Annotated in this window: 21 protein-coding genes; 11 read left to right on the forward strand and 10 right to left on the reverse strand. The window is 57.8% G+C overall.

Translation table 11 applies throughout. The annotated features are described in order from the left end of the window. Positions 1-3 precede the first annotated feature (3 nt). From D1223_RS12665 to D1223_RS12675, 3 genes are read left to right on the forward strand one after another with little or no spacing between them, the layout of a single operon-like run. On the forward strand, positions 4-675 hold the full coding sequence (locus D1223_RS12665) for a TRAP transporter small permease subunit (RefSeq protein ID WP_119376783.1): 672 nt from the start codon (positions 4-6) through the stop codon (positions 673-675). Continuing rightward, entirely contained in the window at positions 665-2,245 is a 1,581-nt protein-coding gene (locus tag D1223_RS12670) for a TRAP transporter large permease (RefSeq protein ID WP_119376784.1), read from the forward strand. Before D1223_RS12665 ends, D1223_RS12670 begins: the two co-directional genes overlap by 11 nt. Positions 2,246-2,268: 23 nt before the next feature. After that, complete coding sequence (locus D1223_RS12675; RefSeq protein ID WP_119376785.1) at positions 2,269-3,405, forward strand: pyridoxal phosphate-dependent aminotransferase; 1,137 nt, start codon at positions 2,269-2,271, stop codon at positions 3,403-3,405. On the opposite strand, the gene D1223_RS12680 is transcribed toward D1223_RS12675, so the two are convergent. Continuing rightward, positions 3,395-3,955: a LemA family protein gene (locus tag D1223_RS12680; protein WP_119376786.1), complete on the reverse strand. Its 561-nt coding sequence runs from the start codon at positions 3,953-3,955 to the stop codon at positions 3,395-3,397. The two genes, D1223_RS12675 and D1223_RS12680, sit on opposite strands and share 11 nt — an antisense overlap. Before the next feature lie 67 nt (positions 3,956-4,022). Further along, positions 4,023-6,257 (reverse strand): DNA topoisomerase IV subunit A, encoded by a 2,235-nt coding sequence (gene parC / locus D1223_RS12685; protein WP_119376787.1) that lies wholly within the window; start codon positions 6,255-6,257, stop codon positions 4,023-4,025. An 85-nt stretch (positions 6,258-6,342) separates the two neighbouring features. On the opposite strand from parC, the gene D1223_RS12690 reads away from it, so the two are divergent. Beyond that, on the forward strand, positions 6,343-7,041 hold the full coding sequence (locus D1223_RS12690) for an extensin-like domain-containing protein (protein WP_119376788.1): 699 nt from the start codon (positions 6,343-6,345) through the stop codon (positions 7,039-7,041). Here the strand turns inward: D1223_RS12690 and recO are convergent. From recO to rpoZ, 7 genes are read right to left on the reverse strand one after another with little or no spacing between them, the layout of a single operon-like run. Continuing rightward, the gene (gene recO, locus D1223_RS12695; RefSeq protein WP_119376789.1) at positions 7,038-7,766 is read right to left on the reverse strand and encodes a DNA repair protein RecO; all 729 of its coding nucleotides are present in this window, start codon (positions 7,764-7,766) and stop codon (positions 7,038-7,040) included. The genes D1223_RS12690 and recO overlap by 4 nt on opposite strands. Further along, positions 7,766-8,719 carry a GTPase Era gene (gene era, locus D1223_RS12700; protein WP_119376790.1) on the reverse strand — a complete coding sequence of 318 codons (954 nt, stop codon included), beginning with the start codon at positions 8,717-8,719 and terminating at the stop codon, positions 7,766-7,768. Before era ends, recO begins: the two co-directional genes overlap by 1 nt. After that, positions 8,712-9,479: a ribonuclease III gene (gene rnc, locus D1223_RS12705; RefSeq protein WP_119376791.1), complete on the reverse strand. Its 768-nt coding sequence runs from the start codon at positions 9,477-9,479 to the stop codon at positions 8,712-8,714. Before rnc ends, era begins: the two co-directional genes overlap by 8 nt. Continuing rightward, entirely contained in the window at positions 9,476-9,889 is a 414-nt protein-coding gene (acpS, locus tag D1223_RS12710; protein ID WP_119376792.1) for a holo-ACP synthase, read from the reverse strand. The genes rnc and acpS overlap by 4 nt, the downstream gene beginning before the upstream one ends. A gap of 26 nt (positions 9,890-9,915) precedes the next feature. Beyond that, the gene (gene pyrE, locus D1223_RS12715) at positions 9,916-10,497 is read right to left on the reverse strand and encodes an orotate phosphoribosyltransferase (protein WP_119376793.1); all 582 of its coding nucleotides are present in this window, start codon (positions 10,495-10,497) and stop codon (positions 9,916-9,918) included. Then, positions 10,494-12,737, reverse strand: a complete 2,244-nt coding sequence (locus D1223_RS12720) for a RelA/SpoT family protein (protein WP_233353156.1) — start codon at positions 12,735-12,737, stop codon at positions 10,494-10,496. The genes pyrE and D1223_RS12720 overlap by 4 nt, the downstream gene beginning before the upstream one ends. Positions 12,738-12,744: 7 nt before the next feature. Further along, positions 12,745-13,095, reverse strand: coding sequence for a DNA-directed RNA polymerase subunit omega (gene rpoZ, locus D1223_RS12725; protein WP_119376795.1), 351 nt, complete (start codon positions 13,093-13,095; stop codon positions 12,745-12,747). Between the two features lie 136 nt (positions 13,096-13,231). Between rpoZ and D1223_RS12730 the strand changes: the two genes are divergently transcribed. The 7 genes from D1223_RS12730 to D1223_RS12760 all read left to right on the forward strand — a co-directional run bounded on the left by D1223_RS12730 (position 13,232) and on the right by D1223_RS12760 (position 21,541). Beyond that, positions 13,232-13,810, forward strand: a complete 579-nt coding sequence (locus D1223_RS12730; RefSeq protein ID WP_119376796.1) for a LabA-like NYN domain-containing protein — start codon at positions 13,232-13,234, stop codon at positions 13,808-13,810. Beyond that, the gene (locus D1223_RS12735) at positions 13,803-14,453 is read left to right on the forward strand and encodes a uracil-DNA glycosylase (protein ID WP_119376797.1); all 651 of its coding nucleotides are present in this window, start codon (positions 13,803-13,805) and stop codon (positions 14,451-14,453) included. The genes D1223_RS12730 and D1223_RS12735 overlap by 8 nt, the downstream gene beginning before the upstream one ends. A 109-nt stretch (positions 14,454-14,562) precedes the next feature. Beyond that, positions 14,563-16,563 (forward strand): DNA topoisomerase IV subunit B, encoded by a 2,001-nt coding sequence (parE, locus tag D1223_RS12740; protein WP_119376798.1) that lies wholly within the window; start codon positions 14,563-14,565, stop codon positions 16,561-16,563. Between the two features lie 116 nt (positions 16,564-16,679). After that, positions 16,680-17,606: a hypothetical protein gene (locus D1223_RS12745; RefSeq protein WP_119376799.1), complete on the forward strand. Its 927-nt coding sequence runs from the start codon at positions 16,680-16,682 to the stop codon at positions 17,604-17,606. Continuing rightward, positions 17,603-18,772 (forward strand): GNAT family N-acetyltransferase, encoded by a 1,170-nt coding sequence (locus tag D1223_RS12750; protein ID WP_158588471.1) that lies wholly within the window; start codon positions 17,603-17,605, stop codon positions 18,770-18,772. Before D1223_RS12745 ends, D1223_RS12750 begins: the two co-directional genes overlap by 4 nt. Positions 18,773-18,863: 91 nt before the next feature. Continuing rightward, positions 18,864-20,279 carry an amidohydrolase gene (locus tag D1223_RS12755; protein ID WP_119376801.1) on the forward strand — a complete coding sequence of 472 codons (1,416 nt, stop codon included), beginning with the start codon at positions 18,864-18,866 and terminating at the stop codon, positions 20,277-20,279. Beyond that, complete coding sequence (locus tag D1223_RS12760; protein WP_119376802.1) at positions 20,276-21,541, forward strand: amidohydrolase family protein; 1,266 nt, start codon at positions 20,276-20,278, stop codon at positions 21,539-21,541. Before D1223_RS12755 ends, D1223_RS12760 begins: the two co-directional genes overlap by 4 nt. A gap of 11 nt (positions 21,542-21,552) precedes the next feature. On the opposite strand, the gene D1223_RS12765 is transcribed toward D1223_RS12760, so the two are convergent. Further along, on the reverse strand, positions 21,553-22,365 hold the full coding sequence (locus D1223_RS12765) for an NUDIX hydrolase (protein WP_119376803.1): 813 nt from the start codon (positions 22,363-22,365) through the stop codon (positions 21,553-21,555). Positions 22,366-22,368: the final 3 nt, after the last annotated feature.

Here is a 22,368-nt window from a genome sequence, read left to right on the forward strand (position 1 = left end):
GAAATGCTAGAGCCTGAGGTATTCTTGCGGATCGGCGCTTTCCTGAACTGGATCGGCTTTTTTCTGGTGCCTATCCTGTTGCTGCCCCTGCTGACACTGACATTCCCCAGGCTTTTCTCCGAACCGGCTCGACGTCTCAGGAATTATCTTGACCGCTCAATAAGATGGGCACTTAACGCCGCTATCTTCTTTGCCATTGCTCTGGTGATGGCTCAACTGGCCGTCGTAATTGCGAGTTATGCTTTCGCCCTGTCGTGGACCTGGTTGTCAGAAGCTGTGATCTACGCGTTCGCGGCGGTGTTCATGCTGGGCTCGGCCTCCGCTCTGACCAATGATGCACATGTGCGGGTCGACATTTTGAGACCCAAATTTGGAGAACGCGGACGCTACTGGATCGAGCTCGGTGGTACTTACTTGTTCCTGTTTCCCATCATGATCCGCCTGATCACATTGGGTGAACAGGGATTGAGTCGCTCCTGGTTGCTGTTCGAAGGATCGCGGGAAAGCGACGGTCTTCCAATTCTATTTCTGTTCAAGACGCTCGTGCCGGTTTTTGCTGTGTTGATGATAGCGGCGGGCCTTACCGTTGCCCTCCGGGCCGCGTTGAAGCTAACGGGCGGCTTGCCTGCCGACGCCCAAGACGACCCTGAAACGGAATCTCACTATGGAGCTTGAGATCTTTCTGGCTCTGGGCATGTTTGCCACAGCCATCGCTGCCCTGCTTGCAGGGTACTCGGTTGCGCTGACCCTTGGCGGCGTCGCTCTTATTTTTGCATTGATTGGGATGGCGCTCGGCGTATTCCCACAATCCCTGCTCGGCTCCCTACCAAGCCGCATTCAAGGCGGCGCCATCATGCAGAACGAAACACTGGTTGCCGTACCGCTTTTCGTCCTGATGGGTGTCATCCTCGAACGATCGAAAGTCGCCGAGGACCTGCTACACATTGCCAGCCGCCTGCTCGGGCGCATCAATGGGGGGCTTGGCTTCGCGGTCATACTGGTGGGGGCGCTTTTGGCCGCGTCTACAGGCATTGTAGGGGCCACCGTGATCACGATGACACTCATTGCGCTCCCCTCCATGCTAAAGCAAAACTATGATCCGCGCTTGGCAACTGGAACGATCGCCGCATCCGGAACGCTCGGCCAAATCATCCCTCCGAGCATTGTACTGATCCTGCTCGCTGATGCGGTGTCGAACGCCGCAAGCCAGGCTTCTTCGCAAATGAATGTTGGCGCTTTTGTTGTGTCTGTTGGTGACCTGTTTGCTGGCGCTCTGCTTCCGGGCCTAATTCTGGTCGGCTTTTACCTCTTATGGATCGCCCTCAATGCGTGGCTCAGGCCTGAGCGGTGTCCGGCTGCAACCACGTCCAGCAGCGATCCGCTCACCCGCAAGGAGATACTGTTCGGGCTAGGAGCCCCCCTGCTTCTTATTTTTGCGGTTCTCGGCGCGATCCTCTCAGGTGTGGCAACGCCTACTGAAGCAGCCGCCATCGGTGTGGCCGGCGCACTCCTTCTTGCCGGGCTTCGACTTTCAGAAGCTGAAGACCGAAGATTGGTGCCCTTGATATATGCGGCCTTTGCCAGCGCAGCGCTCATTTTGATGATCACCAATCTCGTGGATCTCCGGCTTGGCGTGGCTGATGCTGGCGCGCTCGCCTATGCTGGCGTGGCAGTATCCCTCGTCGCGACGGCTGTTTTCTTTGCCGGTGTATTCGCCAGCATGCTGGTTCTGTATCGCAAGTCGCAACTGTCCCCAGCGCTACAAAGCGGCGTGCATATCACCTCCATGGTGTTTCTGATCCTGATTGGCGCATCTCTCTTCTCGCTTGTTTTCCGGGGGTTTGGCGGGGATGAAATCGTCGCCGACCTTCTCCATTCGCTTCCCGGCGGCAAATGGGGCGCTCTGATCGGCGCCATGCTTGTCATGTTCGTCCTCGGTTTCTTCCTGGACTTCATCGAGATTGTGTTTGTGGTGGTGCCGTTGGTGACACCACCGCTGATCATCATGGGTTTTGATCCGGTCTGGCTGGCGATCCTCATGGCGCTCAACCTGCAGACTAGCTTTCTCACCCCGCCATTCGGATTTGCGCTGTTCTATCTGCGGGGCGCCGCACCAGAGGAAATCAAGACATCTCAGATCTGGCATGGCGCCATTCCGTTCATTGGCCTCCAGCTGATGATTATCCTCCTGGTCGCACTGGTGCCGGAATTGGCGACCTGGCTGCCATCCATCGCTGCGAAATAAGAAGAGACGCAAAGAAGGTAAGCATGGGTGTTGATATCGATCCGTTTCACGCGATCTCGGTAAGCAAGATCGCACATGACCTGAAGGCCCAGGGCCGTTCGATCATCCATATGGAGTTCGGCCAGCCGTCCACGGGAGCCCCTGCCCGAGCGATTGAAGAAGCCAAGAAGATTCTCTCCGCAGAGAGTCTCGGCTACTGGGAAAGCGCCCCACTGAAGAAGCGGCTATGCCAGTACTACGTCGACACCTATGGCGTTTCGGTTCGTCCGGGACAGATAGCCATCACAGCCGGAGCATCGGCGGCCCTCGTTTCGGCGCTTGCCTGCAGATTTTCCGCCGGCGACACCATTGCCATGGCACGGCCCGGTTACGTCTCCTATCGCAACACCGTCAAGGCGTTGGGAATGAAGGCTCTGGAGCTGGATTGCGGGCCGGAAAACAGGTTCTCGCTCACAGCTGAGCGGATCGCTACGCTCGATCCGGCCCCGGACGGGCTCATCATCGCAAGCCCAGCGAATCCAACCGGAACCATCATGTCGGGCGAAGAACTCAGCGCGTTAGCCAGTGTTTGTAGGGAACGCGGGATCGCCATTATTTCCGACGAGATCTATCACGGGCTGAGCTATACGCGCCGGACTCACAGCATGCTTGAATTCGAGCCGGACGCCTTTGTGATCAACAGTTTCTCGAAGTATTTCAGCATGGCCGGCTGGCGGCTCGGCTGGTTGCTCGCGCCCGATGCTTATGCCGACAAGGCAGCAGCCTATACTGGTATCTTGTTCCTGACCGCGCCTTCGCTGGCCCAGCATGCCGCGCTTGTTGCGCTGGACGAAACTGTTGAACTTCAGGGACATCTGGAAACTTACCGGGCAAACCGGTCGCTTCTACTGAAAGCGTTGCCGCAGATGGGTCTGGACGAGATCGCACCGCCGGACGGCGCCTTCTATGTTTACGCCAATATTGAACGTTTCAGCGATGACAGTATGGCAATGTGCAAGGAAATTCTAACAGACACCGGGGTCGTCCTCGCCCCAGGCATTGATTTCGATCCTGAGAACGGACACCGCTATATTCGCTTCAGTTTCGCTGTTTCGACGGCTGAAACGCGTGAGGCGATCGCGCGGCTGGCGCCATGGTTCAAAGCGCGCGCTAGAACTTGACTTCCGGGACTGTCGAAAGCGCTGTGCGGTCTCCGCCGAGATCGAAGAACTCGCGCTCAGGGAAGTTGAACATGCCGGCCACAATCGAGTTCGGGAACTGCTCGCGGGAGGTGTTGTAGTCCTGGACAGCAGCGTTATAGAAGCGCCGCGCAGCAGCGAGCTTGTCTTCGATCACCGACAGCTCGTCCTGAAGATCCTTGAAATTCTCATTGGCCTTAAGGTCCGGATAGGCTTCTGACAGCGCAAAAAGCTTGCCCAGCGCGCTGGTCAGCACGCCTTCCGCTTGCGCCATTTCGCCGGGCGTCCCAGCCGCAACAGCCGAATTGCGTGCCTGAATGACCTCCTCAAGCGTCTCCCGCTCATGCGATGCGTAGCCCTTCACCGTCTCGACGAGGTTCGGGATGAGATTCTGGCGCTGCTTCAGCTGAACATCGATATCCGCAAACGCCTGATTGCAACGCTGCTTCTTCGAAACCAGCGAGTTGTAAATGCCGATCAGGAAGACCGCGACGATGGCCAGAGCCCCGAGCAGAACATAAAGTGCGGTCATTCAAGGATCTCCAGCATCATTTGAAACCTTGTTTTCCTGACTAAACGCAGGCTCCCGTCGTGGCAAGCTATCCGTTGAAACGCCCCGATTTCGGGAATCCTTTTGGCGCAACCTTGCCGGCCTGCGCACGTTTGCCGAGCCATTCCTGCCATTCTGGAAAGCCGCGTGAGCGGCCTGCGGCGTCTCGAACGAACAAGCCGTCTTCGCTGAAGAATGTCATGGCATCTGCCAGTGCGTCCTTGCCACGATAGGTCTGCAGCTTGACGCCCTTGCCGCGCGGCATTTCCGGCAACTCATCAAGGGCGAAGACGAGCATTTTCTTGTTCGTGCCGATCACAGCGATATGGTCGCCCTGCACAATCTCGCAAACGACAAGCTTTCCAGCGCCTGTATTCACAGCCGATTTCCCGGCCTTGCGGTTCGATTCAAGTTCGCTTTCCGGCACGATAAATCCGTAGCCAATGTCCGACGCAACGAGACGCTTGCGCTCCGGCTCAAGTTTGAACATGGCGACGATGTCGACATTGTCTTCTAGATCGATAGACAGCCGGATCGGTTCGCCATGACCTCGTCCGCCAGGGAGCTTGTCGCAATTCAGCGTAAAGGCTCGGCCATCGCTCGACAGAAGAACGACCTTGTCAGTGGTGTAGACTTCCTCACTCTTGAACAACGAGTCGCCATCCTTGAACTTGGTCGAGTCCATATCGAGACCGTGACCTTTCATGCCGCGGATCCAACCCATGGAAGAGAGGACAACGGTAACCGGCTCCTTCGGTGTAGAGGCCTCGAGAGCGGCGCTGAGATCGATCTCCGGCGCATCCTCGAAAGCTGCGCGGCGGCGGCCAAGCTCAGTGTCGGGGTCAAAGGCCTTGCGCGCTTCTTTCAGCTCCTTGCCAACGCGCGTCCACTGACGCCGCGTCGATCCGATTAACGACTGGATGTCTTCGCGTTCCTTTGAAAGCGCCTCATGCTCCCGCTTGATCTCCATCTCCTCGAGTTTGCGAAGGGCGCGCAGACGGAGATTGAGAATGGCTTCGGCCTGGATGTCCGTAATCCCAAAGCGTTCCATCATGATCTGCTTGGGTTCATCCTCTTCACGGATGATCCGGATCACCTCATCAATGTTCAGATAAGCAACGAGATAGCCATCGAGCAGGTGAAGCCGCTTGTCGATCTTGTCGAGCCGGAACTGCGCGCGGCGCACCACCACCTCGCGGCGATGGTCGAGATAGGCCTGCAGAACTTCGCGAAGCCCCATAACGCGCGGCGCACCCTTGTGAATCACGTTCATGTTCATCGGGAAACGCGATTCCAGGTCGCAGAGCTTGAACAGGCTCTCCATCAGGACATCGGGTTCCACTGTCTTGGCACGTGGTTCGAGAACGATCCGGATATCGTCCGCGCTTTCATCCTTCACATCGCTTAGGAGCGGCGCTTTCTTAGTCTCGATGAGCTCGGCAAGCTTCTCGATGAGACGCGACTTTTGCACCTGGAACGGGATCTCCGTGACCACAATCTGCCACGTACCCCGGCCCAGGTCTTCGGTATGCCAGCGCGCACGCACGCGGAATCCGCCGCGCCCGGTCTCATATGCCTCTCGGATTGCACTGCGCGGCTCAACGATGACGCCGCCAGTCGGAAAGTCCGGTCCTGGCATGACGTTCATCAGTTCGGCAATCGGCGTGTCCTGATTCTCGATCAGCAGGAGCGCTGCATCAATCACTTCGGCAACATTGTGCGGCGGAATTGATGTGGCCATTCCGACCGCAATGCCCGTTGCCCCATTCGCCAGCAGGTTTGGATACCCGGCCGGCAAAACAACCGGCTCGGTGTCGGTCTCCGAATAGTTGTCCTTGAAGTCGACCGCATCCTCGCTGAGGCCTTCGAGCATCAGCTTGGCGGCTTCGGTCATGCGAGCTTCGGTATACCGATAAGCAGCGGCGCTATCGCCGTCGATATTGCCGAAATTGCCTTGGCCATCAACGAGCGGATATCGAACGGAGAAGTTCTGGGCGAGACGGACAAGCGTGTCATAAATCGCGCTATCACCATGGGGGTGATAGTTACCCATGACATCACCAACGATCTTGGCACACTTGCGATAGCCAGCATCCGGGTCGAGCTTCAACTCACGCATGCCGTAGAGAATACGCCGCTGGACCGGCTTCAGGCCGTCCCGAACATCTGGCAGGGCGCGAGACGTGATGGTCGAAAGCGCATAGGCAAGGTATCGCTTGGTAAGCGCCTCGCTCAGCGGTTCATTGATAATGTTGCCATCTTCATGGTCCAGGATATCGGACATGTCGGCTCCTTAGGATCGATTCGACCGCTGAACAGAATCAGCGCCGCAGAATTTACGTTAACAGAAAGGCCGCATTGGTTAAGGAATGAACAACACGCTGAGGCGCACAATCAAGCAGCTGGGGATCGCTGCCGCCGTTATCCTGGCGATCCTAACCTTGAACCGCTTTCTGCCGCCTCAACACAATCCTCTTCGCCCGATTGATCTCAACGATCCGATTGGCGTTGCAACGCACTATAAACTGGCCCGGATCAAGAGCGATACCAGCCTCTGCTACACTCTCCTGGACAAGGCTGGCATAGGCTACTCGCCCGTCGGCGAAAATGCCGGCAACCCTACATGTCCGCTTGAGCGCGCGCTTGTACTCGATCGTTCAAACTTCCCCTACTCTGTCACCCCGCTTCGCATGACCTGCTCGACTATGGCCGCCCTTTACATCTGGGAACACGATGTCGTCCGACCGCAAGCCCAAACTCTGCTCGGCAGCCGTATCGAAGAAGTGCTGACCTACGGAAGCTATTCATGCAGGAACATCGCCGGCACAAACCGTCTGAGTGAGCATGGTCGGGCGAACGCAATCGACATCATCGGCTTTCGCCTTGAAGACGGCCGAGAAATTCAGGTTCGCGAACAGTGGCGTGAAGACAGCGCAGAAGGTGCGTTTCTCGATGAGATTCATACCGGCGCCTGCAGAGTATTTTCGGTTGTCCTCGGCCCGGACTATAATGCCGACCACGCGGACCATTTTCACTTTGACATGGGGAACGGCGCCCTCTGCAGCTAACGGTCCTTTTGCAAACGCAATGCAAGGCGACGGCGCGCTTCTGGCAAATCCTTGTTCACAGCATGAAACAATCGCCGTTCGATAAAAAAACCAGTTAACTCAATACCATGCAAAACATCTTCGCGCGTAGCTCCAGCATTCGGCTGGATCAGAAAGCGGGGAAGTACGAACAACCGGTCCACATATTCTTCCGCTTCAGACCCGCGCACTGCCCTTCCGGTCTTTGGCGACACGTGTGTCAGTCCATCATTTGCCCCACTAATGGCGCACGCTTCCAGATCGAGGCCGAAACCAAGCGCAGAAAGCAAACCGAGCTCCCAGCGTACATAAAGCGCTCGCCAGACGTCATCTTCCATGGCGTCCAGAAGCATCTGTGTCGCCTCGAATACGGCCGAACCCGCTTCGTCGCCCTCATTTAGCACCCCGCGCAGGATCGCGCACACGGACGCAACGGCCGCAAGTGCGTCAGGTCGGTCCAACAGCCTGGAGGCCCGCAACTTTGTCGCTTCGGCGACGTCAAATCGCCCGAGCTGCTCTTCAAGCCGCCCAGTCCAGGACAGTTCAACCTGGTTTCCAGGTTCATACTGTCCTCGTTTCTTTCGGGAGGCGCCGCCATAAACCAGGCCGGACCGCCGCCCTCGGCTTCGAGTCAGCACATCCAGGACAAGGCCGCTTTCTCCGAATTTGCGCCCGCCGAGGATTAGGCCCTCATCGCGCCAATGCATCAGGCATCAAACTCGAGGCCGAGCGTGGAATAGGATTCACGACGTTCCTGCCATTTCTCATCAACTTTCACGAACAGGAAAAGATGGACGCGCCGGCCAAGCAATTCGCTCAGTTCCTGGCGCGCCGCCTTGCTGACCGCCTTTATCGTCTGGCCGTTCTTTCCGAGCACCATGGATTTGTGGGTTTCGCGTCCCACAATCACGGCCTGCTGTATCTTCACATCACCGTTCTGGAAGTTTTCCCAGGCCTCAGGCTGCACCGTGAGATGGTAAGGCAGCTCTTCATGCAACCGCAGCATGAGCTTTTCGCGCGTGATCTCTGCAGCAAGCAACTGCATTGGAATATCAGCTGACTGCTCCGGCGGATAAAGGGGCCCCCCTTCTGGCATGGAAGCCGCCAGTGCGGACATCAGCTGATCGACACCGTCGCCATTTTCTGCAGAGATCATGAAGATCTGCGCATACACCCCTGCCTCATCGAATTGCGCCATGAGCGGAAGGATCTGGTCATGCGCAAACAGGTCGATCTTGTTCAATGCAAGCATGACCTTCCGACCGGATTTTTTCAGGGTTTCGATAACGGCGCGGTCGTCTTGCACAGACTTTTTCTGAGCGGCTGTCGGTTTACCGCTTTCCACAGCGATCCAGGCGGCGGCGTCGATGAGATGAACGACAGCATCCGCATCCTCAGCTCCCGTCCACGCCGCCCGCACCATGGCCCGGTCGAGACGCTTCTTGGCACCAAAGATGCCGGGCGTATCGACAATAACGATCTGGGCGCCATCGGCATGCGCAATGCCGCGGACCGGAAACCGGGTCGTCTGCACCTTGTGCGTCACGATCGCGACCTTGGTGCCGACCATAGCATTTGTCAGTGTGGATTTGCCCGCGTTCGGCGCACCGATGATGGCAGCGAAGCCTGCTCGCGTGATGTCTGTCGCCGTATCACTCATTGCGCTGAATATCTCTCAATAGCCTGTCTGCGGCTGCCATTTCCGCTTCCTGTCGCGACCGCCCTGTCTCGATCGCCTCTCCAATCCCGTCAACCCGCACGCGCACCGTGAACTCCGGCTCATGGTCCGGCCCCGACCGCTCAATAATATCATACACTGCATAGGGCGCGCGATTGGCCCCGCACCAGTCGCTTAGACGGGTCTTGGGGTTCTGTTGCGAGACCTCGCGTTCAACAAGATCCATGATCCAATGCTTGTCGATTACCTTTCGGGCCGCCTCAAGACCACCGTCCCGGTACACAGCCGCGATAATTGCCTCAACCGCATCCGCAACGCTCTTGTCATAGCTTCCGCGCTTGTTCTTCTCCATGGACGGGTCGAGGAACAGAAACGATCGCAGGCCCATGGCCTCCCCGACTTCGGCACAGGTCTCGCCACTCACAAGATGGTGAAACAGCTTTGTGAGGTAGCCTTCCCGCTCCGCCGGGAATTTTGCGATCAGAACCTCTGCCATGACGAGTCCAAGCACCCGGTCGCCAAGGAACTCGAGACGCTGGTTCGAGAATTGCGCGTCACCAGCGTAGTTATCAATTAGACTCGGATGGGTCAGTGCCCGGTTCAACCAATCAACCCGGCCGAACGTGTAGCCGAGACGCCCTTCGAGGTCGGCGCGTTGGTCATCGTCCAGTTCAGGCCGCTTTCGGCGGACTGATTTTCCGGCCGCGCGCAACCGGGTCCTTTTGGGGCGCACTTTCTTCATGGCGCGGTTCTTATCGGCATCGCCTCTATGATGACAACAGCCGACGCCCACGGATGGTCATCCGTGATGGTTAGGTGAATAAGTGCCTCATGCCCGTCCGGCAGAAGCGCTTCCAGTCTTACAGCCGCTCCGCCCGTCAAGGCGATGGTCGGTTTGCCAGACGGAAGGTTCACAACGCCCATGTGCTTCCAATGTACGCCGCGCCGGGGTACGCCTGTGCCAAGCGCTTTCGCACAAGCTTCTTTCGCTGCAAACCGCTTGGCATAGGTTTCCGCACTCCTGCGCCGGCGCTCGGCCAGAGCAATCTCAACATCCGTGAAACAGCGCTGTTTGAAACGGTCACCGAAGCGCGCAATCGACTGTTCGATCCGCTCGATGTTGCACATGTCATTGCCCATTCCGATGATCATGGACGCTCGGGCCTCTATTGTTCAGTTCAGGCCAGGCCGCGACTACCCGGCTTGACGGCGGGCACGGAAGCCAGTTCTGGCGGGAGATCTTCCGGGTCGTAGTCGGGAAAGTCGACCTGCGCGAGCGAGACAAGTTGACAGCCAACGTCTGCTTTGCCGTTCGACCGATCAATGACGCAGGACCCTCCGACAACTACCCCGGGATGTTTCGCAAGCGCCTCGACAGTTTCCCGGAATGACAAGCCGGTGGTGACGATGTCCTCAGCGATCAGCACGCGTTCGCCGTGGGCGATCGAGAAACCGCGGCGAAACGTGAGCTGGCCGTCCACACGTTCAGCAAAAATGGACCGGCAGCCCAACTGGCGTGCGAGTTCATATCCTGGAATGATCCCACCCACAGCCGGTCCCGCAACAACATCTATCTTGCCGAATGTCTCGCGTACTTTTTCCGCTAGCGCCCCACAGAGGCGTGCTGACAATTCAGGCCGGGAAAAAACCAGTGCCTTTTGCAGGAAGACAGGGCTTCGTCTGCCAGAAGACAGGATGAAATGACCTTCCAGAAGAGCGCCTGCCTCGCGAAATACTTCGAGCACGTCTTCACTGGTCAAGTCGCCGACTCCTCAATCCGCTCGACACTCTCCACGACGGCGAGCGCTCGCAATGCGGCCTTTATCTGCTCCAGATGGCGCAGGTCCTCAACCTCAATATCGAAGACCAGCTGAAGAAAGTCCGGATTCCGTTCGCTCGTCTCGACTCGGGTGATGTTCCCGCCCGCTTGCGCAATCGCAGAGCATTGACTTGCCATGACGCCACGCTTGTTAATGGCCCGGACATTGATCCGCCCAACCGCGACGACACCCTGGCGTGCAAGCTCATTCCAGCGCAGGTCAACCCAGAGGTCGGGACGGTCTTCATATTCAGCGACCCGGCGGCAATAGATCGTGTGAATCACGAGGCCCTTTTCGGGTTCCCGCAATCCGATAATCCGGTCGCCCGGTATGGGGTGGCAGCATTCCCCCAAGTGAAGGGTTACGCCAGGCGTCAGGTCTTCACCTGCCACCATCAGGCTGGCATGACTGTCATCTAGAACGGTTCTATCGGTCGGAATGGACTGGACCGGCTCATATCCGGGGAACACGGTTCGGATGAACTCTGCCGTGTCATACCGTCCGCGCCCGATGGCTTCGGCAAGCGCTTCGGAACTCTCGAAGTCAGCGCGCCGCGCAACGCGAGGCAAATCGACCTCGAACGGGTCTAGACCCGCACGGCGTAAATCCCGGTCGATGAGCGTGCGCCCGAGCTTCACAAACTCAGCCTGCTCGCGGTCGCGTATCAGACGCCGGATCGCAGACCGGGCGCGTCCGGTAATCGTCAGTGCTTCCCAGCCAACGACGGGGCGGGCCTCCGGTCGACGCAGGATCTCGACGACATCACCATTCTTTAGAGGCGTCCGGAGCGTTCGGACCACACCATTGATCTTCACCCCATCGCACGTGTCACCGACTGCGGTGTGGACTGCATAGGCAAAATCGAGCGGCATCGCGCCGCCCGGCAAAATGATAAGACGGCCCTTCGGCGTGAAGGCAAAAACGTGTTCGCGATACATCTCGAGCTTGGCATGCTCAAGAAATTCGTCAGGCTCAGCACCATCCGCGAGAAGCTCACCGAAGGCTCTGAGGTTCGCGCCGGGGTCAAGACCGGCGGCCTTCGAGGATTCGAGGTCGAAGCCGTATTCACTGTTCTTGTAGGTCCAGTGGGCCGCAACGCCGCGCTCGGCCGTTTCGTCCATGGCTTCCGTGCGGATCTGCAGCTCGACCAGGCGATTGCCCGATGCACGGACCGTCGTATGCAATGAAGCGTAGCCATTGGGCTTCGGCACAGAAATGAAATCCCTGAACCGGTCCGGCAAACAGGCCCACACGGTGTGGAACGCACCGAGCAACTGGTAGCATTCCTTCACATCCGAGACGATGATCCGGAAGGCAAATATATCGGCGACGTCGCGGAAGGAAATCGACTTCTTCTCGAGCTTGCGCCAAATAGAATATGGTTGCTTGCGGCGTCCCTTCACCCGTGCCTTGATCCCTTGCTCCGCAACGATCTGCTTTATGGCAAAGCGGATTCTCTCAAGATCGTCGGCGTTTTCCGACGTTAGATCTTCCAGCTTCTGGACGATGCTCGCCCTGGCTGCCGGATTGACATGGTGGAAAGAGAGATCTTCGAGTTCCGATGCGACCGCGTAGAGACCGACCCGTCTCGCGAGTGGCGCATAAATCTCCATGGTTTCGCGCGCGATCCGAAGGCGCGATTCTTCTTTCGGCACAAAATGGAGCGTGCGCATATTGTGCAACCGGTCGGCCAGCTTCACCAGAAGCACCCGCACATCCTGCACAGTTGCGAGGATAAATTTCTGGAAGTTCTCCGCCTGCTTGGACTTCTCAGATTTATAGTCGAGCTTTCCAAGCTTTGTGACGCCGTCCACCAGTTCGGCCACATCGGTTCCAAACCGACGCTCTATCTCGTCTAAGGAGACATCGCAGTCTTCAACCGTATCATGGAGGAGGCCTGCCATGATCGTGTTTTCGTCGAGCCGCGTCTCCGCAAGGAGCATCGCGACCTGCACCGGGTGAGTGTAATATGGGTCGCCAGATTTCCGCAGCTGCTCGCCATGCGTTTCCTTGGCGAAAGTGTACGCTTCAGCCAGACGGACTTTGTCTACTGACGGGTGATACGAAACAACGGCATTTACGAGGTCGTCCGCTGTTGGGACAGCAGGCGGAGCACCGCTCTCGCGCCGCTCCATATTTGCGGGCGACCGATCAGTGGAAGTAACGGTCGCGCTGGCCATGAGTTGTCTAGAACCTGTCGTCACGCCCCGATTCGAGCTCAGCCTGGTAGGCGCGCATCACGTCTTCCTCGCTTGCCGCAGGAGCGGCTTCGAGAGCTGCACGGTCTGCTTCGCGCTCTTCTTCTTCGCCAGGACGAACTTCCTGCAGGTTTGCAATCAGGCCTTCGCGCACAACGTCCAGGGAAACCGAACGATCTGCGATCTCACGCAAAGAAACGACCGGATCCTTGTCGTTGTCGCGGTCCACCGTTAGGGGCGAACCTTCGCGGATCATACGGGCGCGCTGCGCCGCCAGCAGAATGAGATCAAAACGGTTGGGAACCTGCTCGATGCAGTCTTCAACAGTAACGCGTGCCATGGGGGAAATCTCCTGTAACCGTTGTTTATATGCGCTGCACCAATGCAAGACAACCCGGCTTCTTGTCTGAAACGCAGTTGAAACCTACCCTGAATGCCATTGCATCAGAATGTTTCTCCAGAGCGGACTTTTATAGATGGTCTTTTACAAGGACGAGCGACTGGCGCTGTTCATCGACGGCGCCAGTCTGTACTCTTCGGCGCGCGCGCTTAATCTGGAAGTCGATTTCCGGAAATTATTGCGTGAATTCAGGGACAGGGGCCGCCTTCTGCGCGCGAGCTACTACACCACTATTGTTGAGAGCGATGAGTACAGCCCCGTCCGACCGCTTGTCGACTGGCTGGCCTATAACGGTTTTAACGTCGTCACCAAACCTGCCCGGGAGTTCACGGACCGCGAAGGGCGCAGGCGTGTCCGGGGGAACATGAATGTGGAACTGGCTGTGGACGTCACCGAGACAGCCAGCCTGGTCGATCATATTGTGCTGTTCGCCGGTGACGGAGATTTCCGGCGCGCTGTCGAAGCCGCCAAAAGGCGTGGTGCTAGAGTAACCGTGGTGTCCTCAGTCAAGGGGCAGCCCCAGACGATCGCAGACGAACTGCGCCGGGAAGCTGATGTCTTCATTGATCTGAATGATATGGCTGAACTGATTGCCCGCCCTCGCCGTGACAGTGATTCTGAAGAACAATCCCGGACAGACGATGAATATGAATAAAAACACGAGCACGCCTCCTGAAGCGCCTGCGGACTGCAGACTTTGTCCTCGGTTGGTTGAATACAGAGAGGACAACGCCCGCAAACATCCGGAGTGGTTTAACGGTGCGGTGCCTTCTTTTGGCGACGCCGGAGCAGCGCTGCTGGTTATAGGACTTGCGCCAGGTGTTACCGGGGCGAACAAGTCCGGACGACCATTCACGGGCGACTGGGCCGGCGACCTGCTCTATGCGACGCTGGATAAGTTCGCTTTCTCCGAAGGCACCTACCAGGCACGGCCCGACGATGGGCTTCGGCTGAAACAGGCCATGATCACGAATGCGGTGCGTTGCGTCCCGCCCGCGAACAAACCGATTGGCGCGGAGATAAACACTTGCCGCCCCTTCCTGGAAGCACGAATGAGCGCCCTGCCAAATCTCAAGGTCCTTCTGTGCCTCGGCAAGATTGCCCACGACTCCACCGTCCGGACGCTTGGTTTGCGGCTGAAGGAATATCCCTTCGGTCACGCCAGCGAATATCCCCTGCCCGATGGACGCACGCTGCTATCGAGCTACCACTGCTCGCGTTACAACACGAATACGGGCCGACTCACCGCTGAAATGTTCGAAGCTGTTTTTGCCCGGGCACGCGAACTTGTTGACTGAAATCGAGACTCTTGTGGGAATCCGATAGGGTTAACGCGCCATTAACAGCTTCGGCATGTCATTGGGGCTCGTATCCTTTCCATGAGTCGGTCTAGACGGAGTCTTCTCGATGGCAGCCCAGAACCAAGCGCACCTGTTCGACGATATGACACCAGACCAATCCGGATATTCTGCGAAGGACATTGAGGTCCTCGAAGGCCTTGAGCCGGTCCGCAAGCGGCCAGGCATGTATATCGGCGGCACGGACGAACGGGCCTACCATCACCTCTTTGCCGAAATTCTCGACAATGCGATGGATGAAGCGGTGGCCGGTCATGCCAGCCGTATCGAAGTTCATCTTGCCGAGGACGGTTACCTGACAGTCGTGGACAATGGACGCGGCATACCCGTGGACCCACACCCAAAGTTCCCCGACAAGTCGGCACTCGAAGTCATCATGACCACGCTGCACTCGGGCGGAAAGTTCTCAAACAAAGCTTATGCGACAGCCGGCGGCCTGCACGGCGTGGGGATCTCTGTCGTGAACGCCCTGTCAGAGCGGGTGGAAGTGGAGGTCGCCCGCGACAAGAAGCTCTACGTCCAGATGTTCGAGCGCGGAAAAGTGCTAGGTCCGGTGAACCTCGCCGGGGCGGCGCCCAACCGGCGTGGCACAACCGTCCGCTTCAAACCGGACACCGAGATCTTCGGTGAAAAGCTGCGCTTCCGCCCGGCGCGTCTGTTCCAGATGGCACGTTCCAAGGCCTACCTCTACCGAGGGGTCGAAGTCCGCTGGAGCTGCGCCCCTGAACTCCTGCCTGAAGACTCCAAAGTCCCGGCAGAAGCAGTGCTCACCTACCCTAACGGACTCGCCGACCAGCTCGATGAGGTCTTCAAGGGCAAGGATACGATCACCGCGGAGTCCTTCTCCGGCCTGGTCGAAACAGACGACGGCAAGGTCGAATGGGCGATCGCCTGGACCGCATCGGGCTTCGGCGAGGCAGACGGCTTTTCCCGTTCCTATTGCAATACCATTCCGACGCCGGATGGCGGGACGCATGAAGCGGGCCTGCGCTCGGCGATCACAAAGGGTCTTCGAAACTATGGCGAACTGACCGGCCAGAAGAAAGCCTCCAGCATTACCGCGGACGATATCATGTCCTATGCGGGCATCCTCCTTTCGGTTTTCATTCGCAATCCGGAATTCGTTGGCCAGACCAAAGACAAGCTCTCGACAACTGCCGCATTCCGGCTGGTCGAGAATGCCGTACGCGATCGTTTCGATCACTGGCTGGCTGCCAGCCCCAAGGAATCCGACAAACTCCTCAATTGGGCCATGGAGCGCGCGGATGAGCGTGCGCGCCGGCGCAAGGCAAAGGACGTTCAGCGCAAATCCGCTACCAAGAAGCTGCGCCTGCCTGGCAAACTCGCTGACTGCTCGGCCAATGGACCGGAAAGTACCGAGCTGTTCATCGTCGAAGGCGATTCGGCGGGCGGTTCCGCGAAACAGGCCCGCGATCGCAAGACACAGGCTATCCTCCCCCTTCGCGGGAAGATCCTCAACGTCGCTTCGGCGTCAGATGACAAGCTGGAGAAGAACCAGGAATTGGCAGACCTGATGCTCGCCCTGGGAACCGGCCTAAAGACGCGCTTCAATATCGACGATCTTCGTTATGAGCGCGTCATCATCATGACGGATGCCGATGTCGATGGGGCACATATCGCGTCACTGCTTATCACCTTCTTCTACCAAATGACGCCTGGGCTCATCGAGAGTGGTCGGCTGTATCTCGCTATGCCGCCGCTTTACCGGCTGAGCTTCAAGGGCAAGTCGGTCTATGCGATGGATGATGAGCAGAAGGCAGAGCTCATGCAGAAAGAGTTCAAGCCCAACCAGAAAGTCGATGTTGGCCGCTTCAAGGGTCTGGGTGAAATGAACCCGATCCATCTCAAGGAAACGACCATGGATCCGGCCACGAGGACCCTCGCCCGCATCACTCTTCCTGACTCGATGGACGAGTTAACCGAACTGCGCCCGGCAGAACTCATCGATACCTTGATGGGCAAGAAGGCCGAACACCGGTTCCGTTTCATTCAGGAAAATGCGCACTTCGCAGATGACCTAGACGTGTAGCCCCAAGCCTCTTCTCAAGGTTCGGTCCGATATTTGCTCGCCTGTCACGCGACTCTTCTGCTTTACGCCATTCCAACCGGGCGAAAGCGAGAAACTGTTGCAGGACGGGACAGATCATGGCGATCGACTGGCAAAACGAAATCAAGACCTCATTCGGCAAGACGCTGATTAGCGCTTCACACACGCTGGATCGATCGCCCTCCTTTTGCGACGCATCGCTCGCTGCGCTACTAGATGCGTATCCGCGCGATCAGCTCGGCATCTGGACGTTTGCAGCTCACGGTGAAGGGGAAGAAGCGCCCATACGCGGTGTCGCGCCCGACCTGTCTGGCGAGGATCTCCTTAAAGCCGTCCGTGAAGGCCGCATCTGGCTGAACTTGCGCGCAACCAACCAGCTGGTCGAGGACTACGCTCCGATTGCCGATCAGATATTCAACGGGTTGCAAGCCGCAACCGGACGAAAGATCTTCAAGCGCGACATGGGCGTGCTGATTTCCTCACCAGGTATCAATGTGCATTACCACCTCGATATCCCGGTCGTTGCCCTGTTCCAGATACGCGGCGAGAAAACGGTCTGGGTCTACCCCGCGACAGACCGCTATGCACCGAACGAAAAGCTAGAAGCTATTGTCTTGCGTCAGCAGGAGGAGGGACTGGCATTCCGAAGCGAATTTGAAACGGAAGCTAAGAAAGTCCTCCTCAAGCCCGGAATGGCCATCACCTGGCCACAGACAGCACCGCATCGTGTGCAGAACGGCGACATGCTGAATGTATCATTGTCTTGTGAATTCATGACTGTACCGGCCCTGCTGCGCGCAAATGCCTTGTACACCAACGGCCGGCTGCGCCGAGACTTTGGCGCCCATCCCGGACGACCTGATACCGTGTCTCCGAGCGTGATCGGAAAGGCGGCCCTCGCCAGGCTCCTGAAACAATCGGAGCGCAAGCCAGTCGGTCGCACACCAACCCCTGCTTCATTCATAGTCGATCCCGAAGCCCCGGGATGTACGCGACCTCTCGCAGTCGAGGCGAACCTATCATGAAGGTAAAAACCGCCTTCTCTCACCTCCATGCTACCGTCGAGCGCTATGATGCCCTCAGTGCAAACGATGTGGAAGCCTGGAGAAATCTCTGCCGCGCGCACCAGGATTATGACAGCGCGCTGCTGACGCCCGAATTTGCACACGTCATATCTGGCGTGCGTGATGATGTTCGCATCATCCGGATTCATGACAGAGACGACCTGAAAGCGGTGCTTCCTGTCCACCTTCGCCCAAATGGCTATGCTCGTCCGCTCGGCATGCCTTTTTCCGACTATTCGGGGCCTGTCATCGCCGAAGGGTTTCCGCTCACCATCAAGGATACACTCGCACTCGCTGGTATTGCCGCGTTTTCCTCATCAGCGGTTCCGGACCCTTGGCGATGTCTACATACCGGTGCAAAAGCTGCAGCTGAAGGCATCGAAATCGACAGTCATATCATCCGAATTTCAGACCAAAATCCGGATGACCTATACGAGAACCAGCGCTCGGCTCATGCCAAGCGCTTCAAGAACTTCCGGCGGCTTAGAAACCAGCTCGAACGCGAGGCGGGCGTGCCGGTGTTTGACTGGGGTCGCCCCGATGAGCAAACGCTTGAGACACTACTGCAATTCAAGAGCGCCCAATTTCGCCAGAGCGGCTATGTCGATCTCACGAATGCGACCAAAGCGCGTGAAATCCTCGACGCTGTCGCCCGCAGTCCTTACAGCTTCATGACATCCCTGCGCGTCGGCGGAACGCTGATCAGCGGGCATTTCGGTGTCCGGGTTGGTAATGCGTTTCATCCGTGGATCGCTGCCTTCAATCCCGCCTTTGCCCACTTTTCACCCGGCAATGTTCTGCTGATGAGCGTATTGGAGCATATGCGAGATATGGGGTTGCGCGTATACGACCTGGCCAATGGGCACGACCACTACAAGAAGTACTTTTCGAATGATCACCGCACGGCTCGGCCGGTCTTCGAAACGGGGTCAGGCCTTCAAGCCCTCCAGCACCGCGCTAGCCGGATGGCCTGGAAGCTCGCCGGTGCCGACACGCCATCTTCAACGACAGGACGCTTGCAGCGCCGCCTGGACCAGATTGCTGTTTCCGAGTTCGGTGCCTTTTCCCGTTTGAAGGAATTTGCATACGCCCTCAAGACGAGGTCAATTCCGCCGAAGGGCAATTAAGCCACACGATCGCAAATTGCATCCGCAAGCATTGAATCCCGTCGCAATCAGGGCAGTATGACGCCCTTGGGAGCGGCAATAAGGGGCTGAAATGAAATACGCATGGCGAACGGCGAGCGCCGCATTTCTTTTGCTTGGCGCGGCGGCGTGCAGCGAAGGCGGGACAGGCGACGCGCCATCAAAGGCGGCATCGGGAGCGTTCGACAAGGATCCCTTTCCGTCCACTTACGAACCTTACCCTTCCAACCCCGTCCTGCTGCAGAATGCGACGGTCTATGATGGCATTGGCGGCGTATTCGAGAACTACGATGTTCTTTTGCGTGATGGCGACATCATTCAGATCGGCGCCGATTTAGAGCCGGGCGAAGGCATTGAGGTTATCGATGCCAGCGACAAGTTCGTTACGCCCGGCATCATCGACAATCACTCCCATCTGGGCGTCTACCCGTCACCCGGTGTATCGGCGCACAGTGACGGCAATGAGATTTCTGGGCCGGTTACCGCAGAAGTGTGGGCTGAGCATGGTGCATGGCCGCAGGATCCTGGCTTCGTCCGCGCCCTCGCTGGTGGTGTAACTTCGATGCAGATTTTGCCCGGATCGGCCAATCTGTTTGGCGGACGGGGTGTGACGGTAAAGAACGTTCCGTCGCGTACGGTGCAAGGCATGAAATTTCCGGATGCGCCCTACACGCTCAAGATGGCGTGCGGCGAAAATCCGAAACGCGTCTACGGTTATGGCGGCGGCCGGTTTCCAGGCGGCGCCCCCTACTCGCGCATGGGCAACGTTGCCGGTTACCGTTCGTCCTGGATTGAAGCGCAAGAATACAAGCGCAAATGGGAAAAATGGGAAGATGAGGGCGGCGACCCTCCCAGCCGCAACCTAGAGCTGGATACGCTTAAGGGCGTGCTGGACGGTGATATCCTCGTCCATATGCATTGCTACCGAGCCGACGAGATGGCCCAGATCATCGATATGTCGAAAGAGTTCGGCTACAAGGTGACGTCGTTCCACCACGCTGTCGAGAGCTACAAGATTGCCGACAAGCTGGCGGAAGAAGACATTTGTTCCGCAATGTGGGCCGATTGGTGGGGTTTCAAGATGGAAGCCTATGACGGCATCCGGGAGAACATACCCCTTGTCCATAATGCGGGCGCATGTGCGATCGTTCATTCCGACAGCGACATCGGTGTCCAGCGTCTCAACCAGGAAGCCGCCAAGGCGCTCGCTGACGGCAACAGGGCCGGGCTCGATATCTCCAAGGCCGATGCCTGGACGTGGCTGTCGGCCAATCCTGCGAAATCCCTTGGCATCTTCGACCACACCGGATCCCTTGAGGCCGGCAAGGATGCCGACGTTGTTGTCTGGTCCGGCGATCCCTTCAGCGTCTATTCCCAAGCCGAGAAGGTCTACATTGACGGCGTGCTGATGTTCGATCGCAATAATCCCGACCTCAATCCGGTTACAGATTTCGAACTCGGCCAGCCTGGCGAAGGAGACACGAAATGATCCGCAGACTTCTCTCCGCCTGCTCAGCAGCCGCCGCTATCGCCTTTGCCGCGAATGCGCAGTCCGTCGCCATTACGAACGCCAATCTCTGGACTGGCGACGATATGGTCGCAGGGTCGACAATTGTCATCCGTGACGGCCGGGTGACCGCCGTAGCGCCGGACGCCTCCATTCCTGCCGACATGGCTCGCATAGATGCTGAAGGCGCCTGGGTTACACCGGGTATTTTCTCCGCATTCTCGCGCGTGGGCGTCGTGGAAGTGGGCGCTGAAGACTCAACGAATGATACAACTGCTCCATCAGCGACGTTCGGACCTGCCCTTCACCTTTCAGACGCGTTCAACCCATCTGCCACGACCATTCCGGTCACACGGATTGAAGGCGTAACACGAATTGCCGTGGTTCCCGGATTTGGTGCAAACATGTTTGGTGGACAGGGATTTGTCGCCGATACATCCGGCGAAGCTGACTCAATCACGAAAGCCCAGGCATTCAGCTTCATCAACCTTGGCGAAGGCGGTGCTGGCCTGTCTGGTGGCTCGCGTGCGTCTGCGTGGGCGACGCTGCGGGCCGCACTGTCGGACGCCCGGACCTATCCGGCCCGCTACATCGCTTCTGATGAAGGCGATGTGCTCGGCCGGCTCGATGCGCAGGAATTCTCAGCGGCGGCACGGGGTCAGCAGCTGCTTCTGATCTCCGTCGATCGAGCAAGCGACATCCGCAAAGTGATCGCCCTGAAAGATGAGTACAGGCAACTTGATGTCGCCCTAGTCGGCGCGAGCGAAGGCTGGCTTGTCGCCGATGAACTGGGCGAAGCAGGAATTCCGGTTATCCTGAATCAGTATGCAAATCTGCCTGGGCGCTTTGAAAACCTGGCATCCACGCAAAAAAACGCCGGACGCCTTCTGGATGCAGGTGTTGCTGTTGCCTTCGCCTATTTCGATGATGACAGCCATCAGACGCGTCTGGTGCTGCAAAGCGCCGGGAATGCGGTGGCCAATGGCGTCTCACATGAAGATGCTTTGCGCGCGATCACGTCAGCACCAGCTTCAATTTTCGGCCTGGACGATCTCGGTTCGCTCACCCCCGGAAGTGTTGGTGACCTCGTCATATGGGACGGCGATCCTCTCGAAGTGATGAGCGCGCCAACCCACGTGTTTATCAACGGCGTCGAGCAATCCCTGGAAAGCCGCCAAACAAAGCTGCGTGACCGTTACCTAAATCTTGACGAGAGCGAGCGGCCGCTAGCCTACAAGCGCTAGGCCGACCCACACTAGCGTTTTGCTACGTTTGCCACGCGCTCGATAGGTTCGGTGGTTTGCATATACCCGGCCTCCGCTGGGATGTGCAGACACGGATTGCCCATCTCGTCCTTGCCTACCACCGGCAACACAGTCACGACGGATTCGGTCGCAAAACGACTGACCGCAGCGGCTACCTGGGCGCATTCCCCGAGCTTTCCAAGATTCATTCGCGTCGGGAAAATGACCGTGGCACGTCCGTCTTCGGCCATGTCTAGGGCTTCCTGCGGCTCAAGCCAGACGGCTTCGGTTGTCTCTCGGCCATCATGGGTTGCCAACTGTTGCGGCGGGGTTGGCGCCAGATAGAAGTGCGTATCGAAACGCTTGGGCATCATGGTTGGCGTGATCCAGTGTCCAAAATAAACAAGCGTATCCAGCGCCAGAACGAAGCCATTTTTGCGCGCCAGCTCGACAAAGCTTTCCTCCTGTCGATCAACTGGGCCGCGATGAGCCTCAAGCGACGCTGCAAGCTTCGCGTCGACGAGTGGCTTTCCAGGCCCGCGCTCACCTATTTTTCGCGCCAGTAGAATGCCGGACTCTTCAAAGGCTTCTCGAACGGCTCCGACACGCGCGGCAAGTTCCGGACCGTGGAAATCGCCATCCGAGAGTTCGATCCATGCCTCAGAGGCGTCTTCCTCATTTGTTTTCCCACCTGGAAAAACGAGGGCCCCTGCCGCGAAATCAATCTCGTAGTGGCGCTTCACCATCAGGACTTCAAGGCGGGGATTGTCACGTAACAACAGGATCGTCGAAGAAAGCTTCGGCGCGGCTGCGGGTTCGTTCAAGGT

It is taken from the genome of Henriciella mobilis (genome assembly GCF_003576285.1).
GTDB classification, from domain to species: domain Bacteria; phylum Pseudomonadota; class Alphaproteobacteria; order Caulobacterales; family Hyphomonadaceae; genus Henriciella; species Henriciella mobilis.

What these genes read in the sequence shown, in the direction of transcription:
- D1223_RS12675 (WP_119376785.1), top strand. Translation starts at nt 2,269, where the DNA reads ATGGGTGTTGATATCGATCCGTTTCACGCGATCTCGGTAAGCAAGATC.
- D1223_RS12745 (WP_119376799.1), top strand. Translation starts at nt 16,680, where the DNA reads ATGGCGATCGACTGGCAAAACGAAATCAAGACCTCATTCGGCAAGACG.
- rpoZ (WP_119376795.1), bottom strand. Translation starts at nt 13,095, where the DNA reads ATGGCACGCGTTACTGTTGAAGACTGCATCGAGCAGGTTCCCAACCGT.
- D1223_RS12755 (WP_119376801.1), top strand. Translation starts at nt 18,864, where the DNA reads ATGAAATACGCATGGCGAACGGCGAGCGCCGCATTTCTTTTGCTTGGC.
- D1223_RS12760 (WP_119376802.1), top strand. Translation starts at nt 20,276, where the DNA reads ATGATCCGCAGACTTCTCTCCGCCTGCTCAGCAGCCGCCGCTATCGCC.
- acpS (WP_119376792.1), bottom strand. Translation starts at nt 9,889, where the DNA reads ATGATCATCGGAATGGGCAATGACATGTGCAACATCGAGCGGATCGAA.
- parE (WP_119376798.1), top strand. Translation starts at nt 14,563, where the DNA reads ATGGCAGCCCAGAACCAAGCGCACCTGTTCGACGATATGACACCAGAC.
- D1223_RS12690 (WP_119376788.1), top strand. Translation starts at nt 6,343, where the DNA reads ATGAACAACACGCTGAGGCGCACAATCAAGCAGCTGGGGATCGCTGCC.
- recO (WP_119376789.1), bottom strand. Translation starts at nt 7,766, where the DNA reads ATGCATTGGCGCGATGAGGGCCTAATCCTCGGCGGGCGCAAATTCGGA.
- rnc (WP_119376791.1), bottom strand. Translation starts at nt 9,479, where the DNA reads ATGAAGAAAGTGCGCCCCAAAAGGACCCGGTTGCGCGCGGCCGGAAAA.
- D1223_RS12680 (WP_119376786.1), bottom strand. Translation starts at nt 3,955, where the DNA reads ATGACCGCACTTTATGTTCTGCTCGGGGCTCTGGCCATCGTCGCGGTC.
- D1223_RS12720 (WP_233353156.1), bottom strand. Translation starts at nt 12,737, where the DNA reads ATGGCCAGCGCGACCGTTACTTCCACTGATCGGTCGCCCGCAAATATG.
- parC (WP_119376787.1), bottom strand. Translation starts at nt 6,257, where the DNA reads ATGTCCGATATCCTGGACCATGAAGATGGCAACATTATCAATGAACCG.
- era (WP_119376790.1), bottom strand. Translation starts at nt 8,719, where the DNA reads ATGAGTGATACGGCGACAGACATCACGCGAGCAGGCTTCGCTGCCATC.
- D1223_RS12730 (WP_119376796.1), top strand. Translation starts at nt 13,232, where the DNA reads ATGGTCTTTTACAAGGACGAGCGACTGGCGCTGTTCATCGACGGCGCC.
- D1223_RS12750 (WP_158588471.1), top strand. Translation starts at nt 17,603, where the DNA reads ATGAAGGTAAAAACCGCCTTCTCTCACCTCCATGCTACCGTCGAGCGC.
- D1223_RS12670 (WP_119376784.1), top strand. Translation starts at nt 665, where the DNA reads ATGGAGCTTGAGATCTTTCTGGCTCTGGGCATGTTTGCCACAGCCATC.
- D1223_RS12665 (WP_119376783.1), top strand. Translation starts at nt 4, where the DNA reads ATGCTAGAGCCTGAGGTATTCTTGCGGATCGGCGCTTTCCTGAACTGG.
- D1223_RS12735 (WP_119376797.1), top strand. Translation starts at nt 13,803, where the DNA reads ATGAATAAAAACACGAGCACGCCTCCTGAAGCGCCTGCGGACTGCAGA.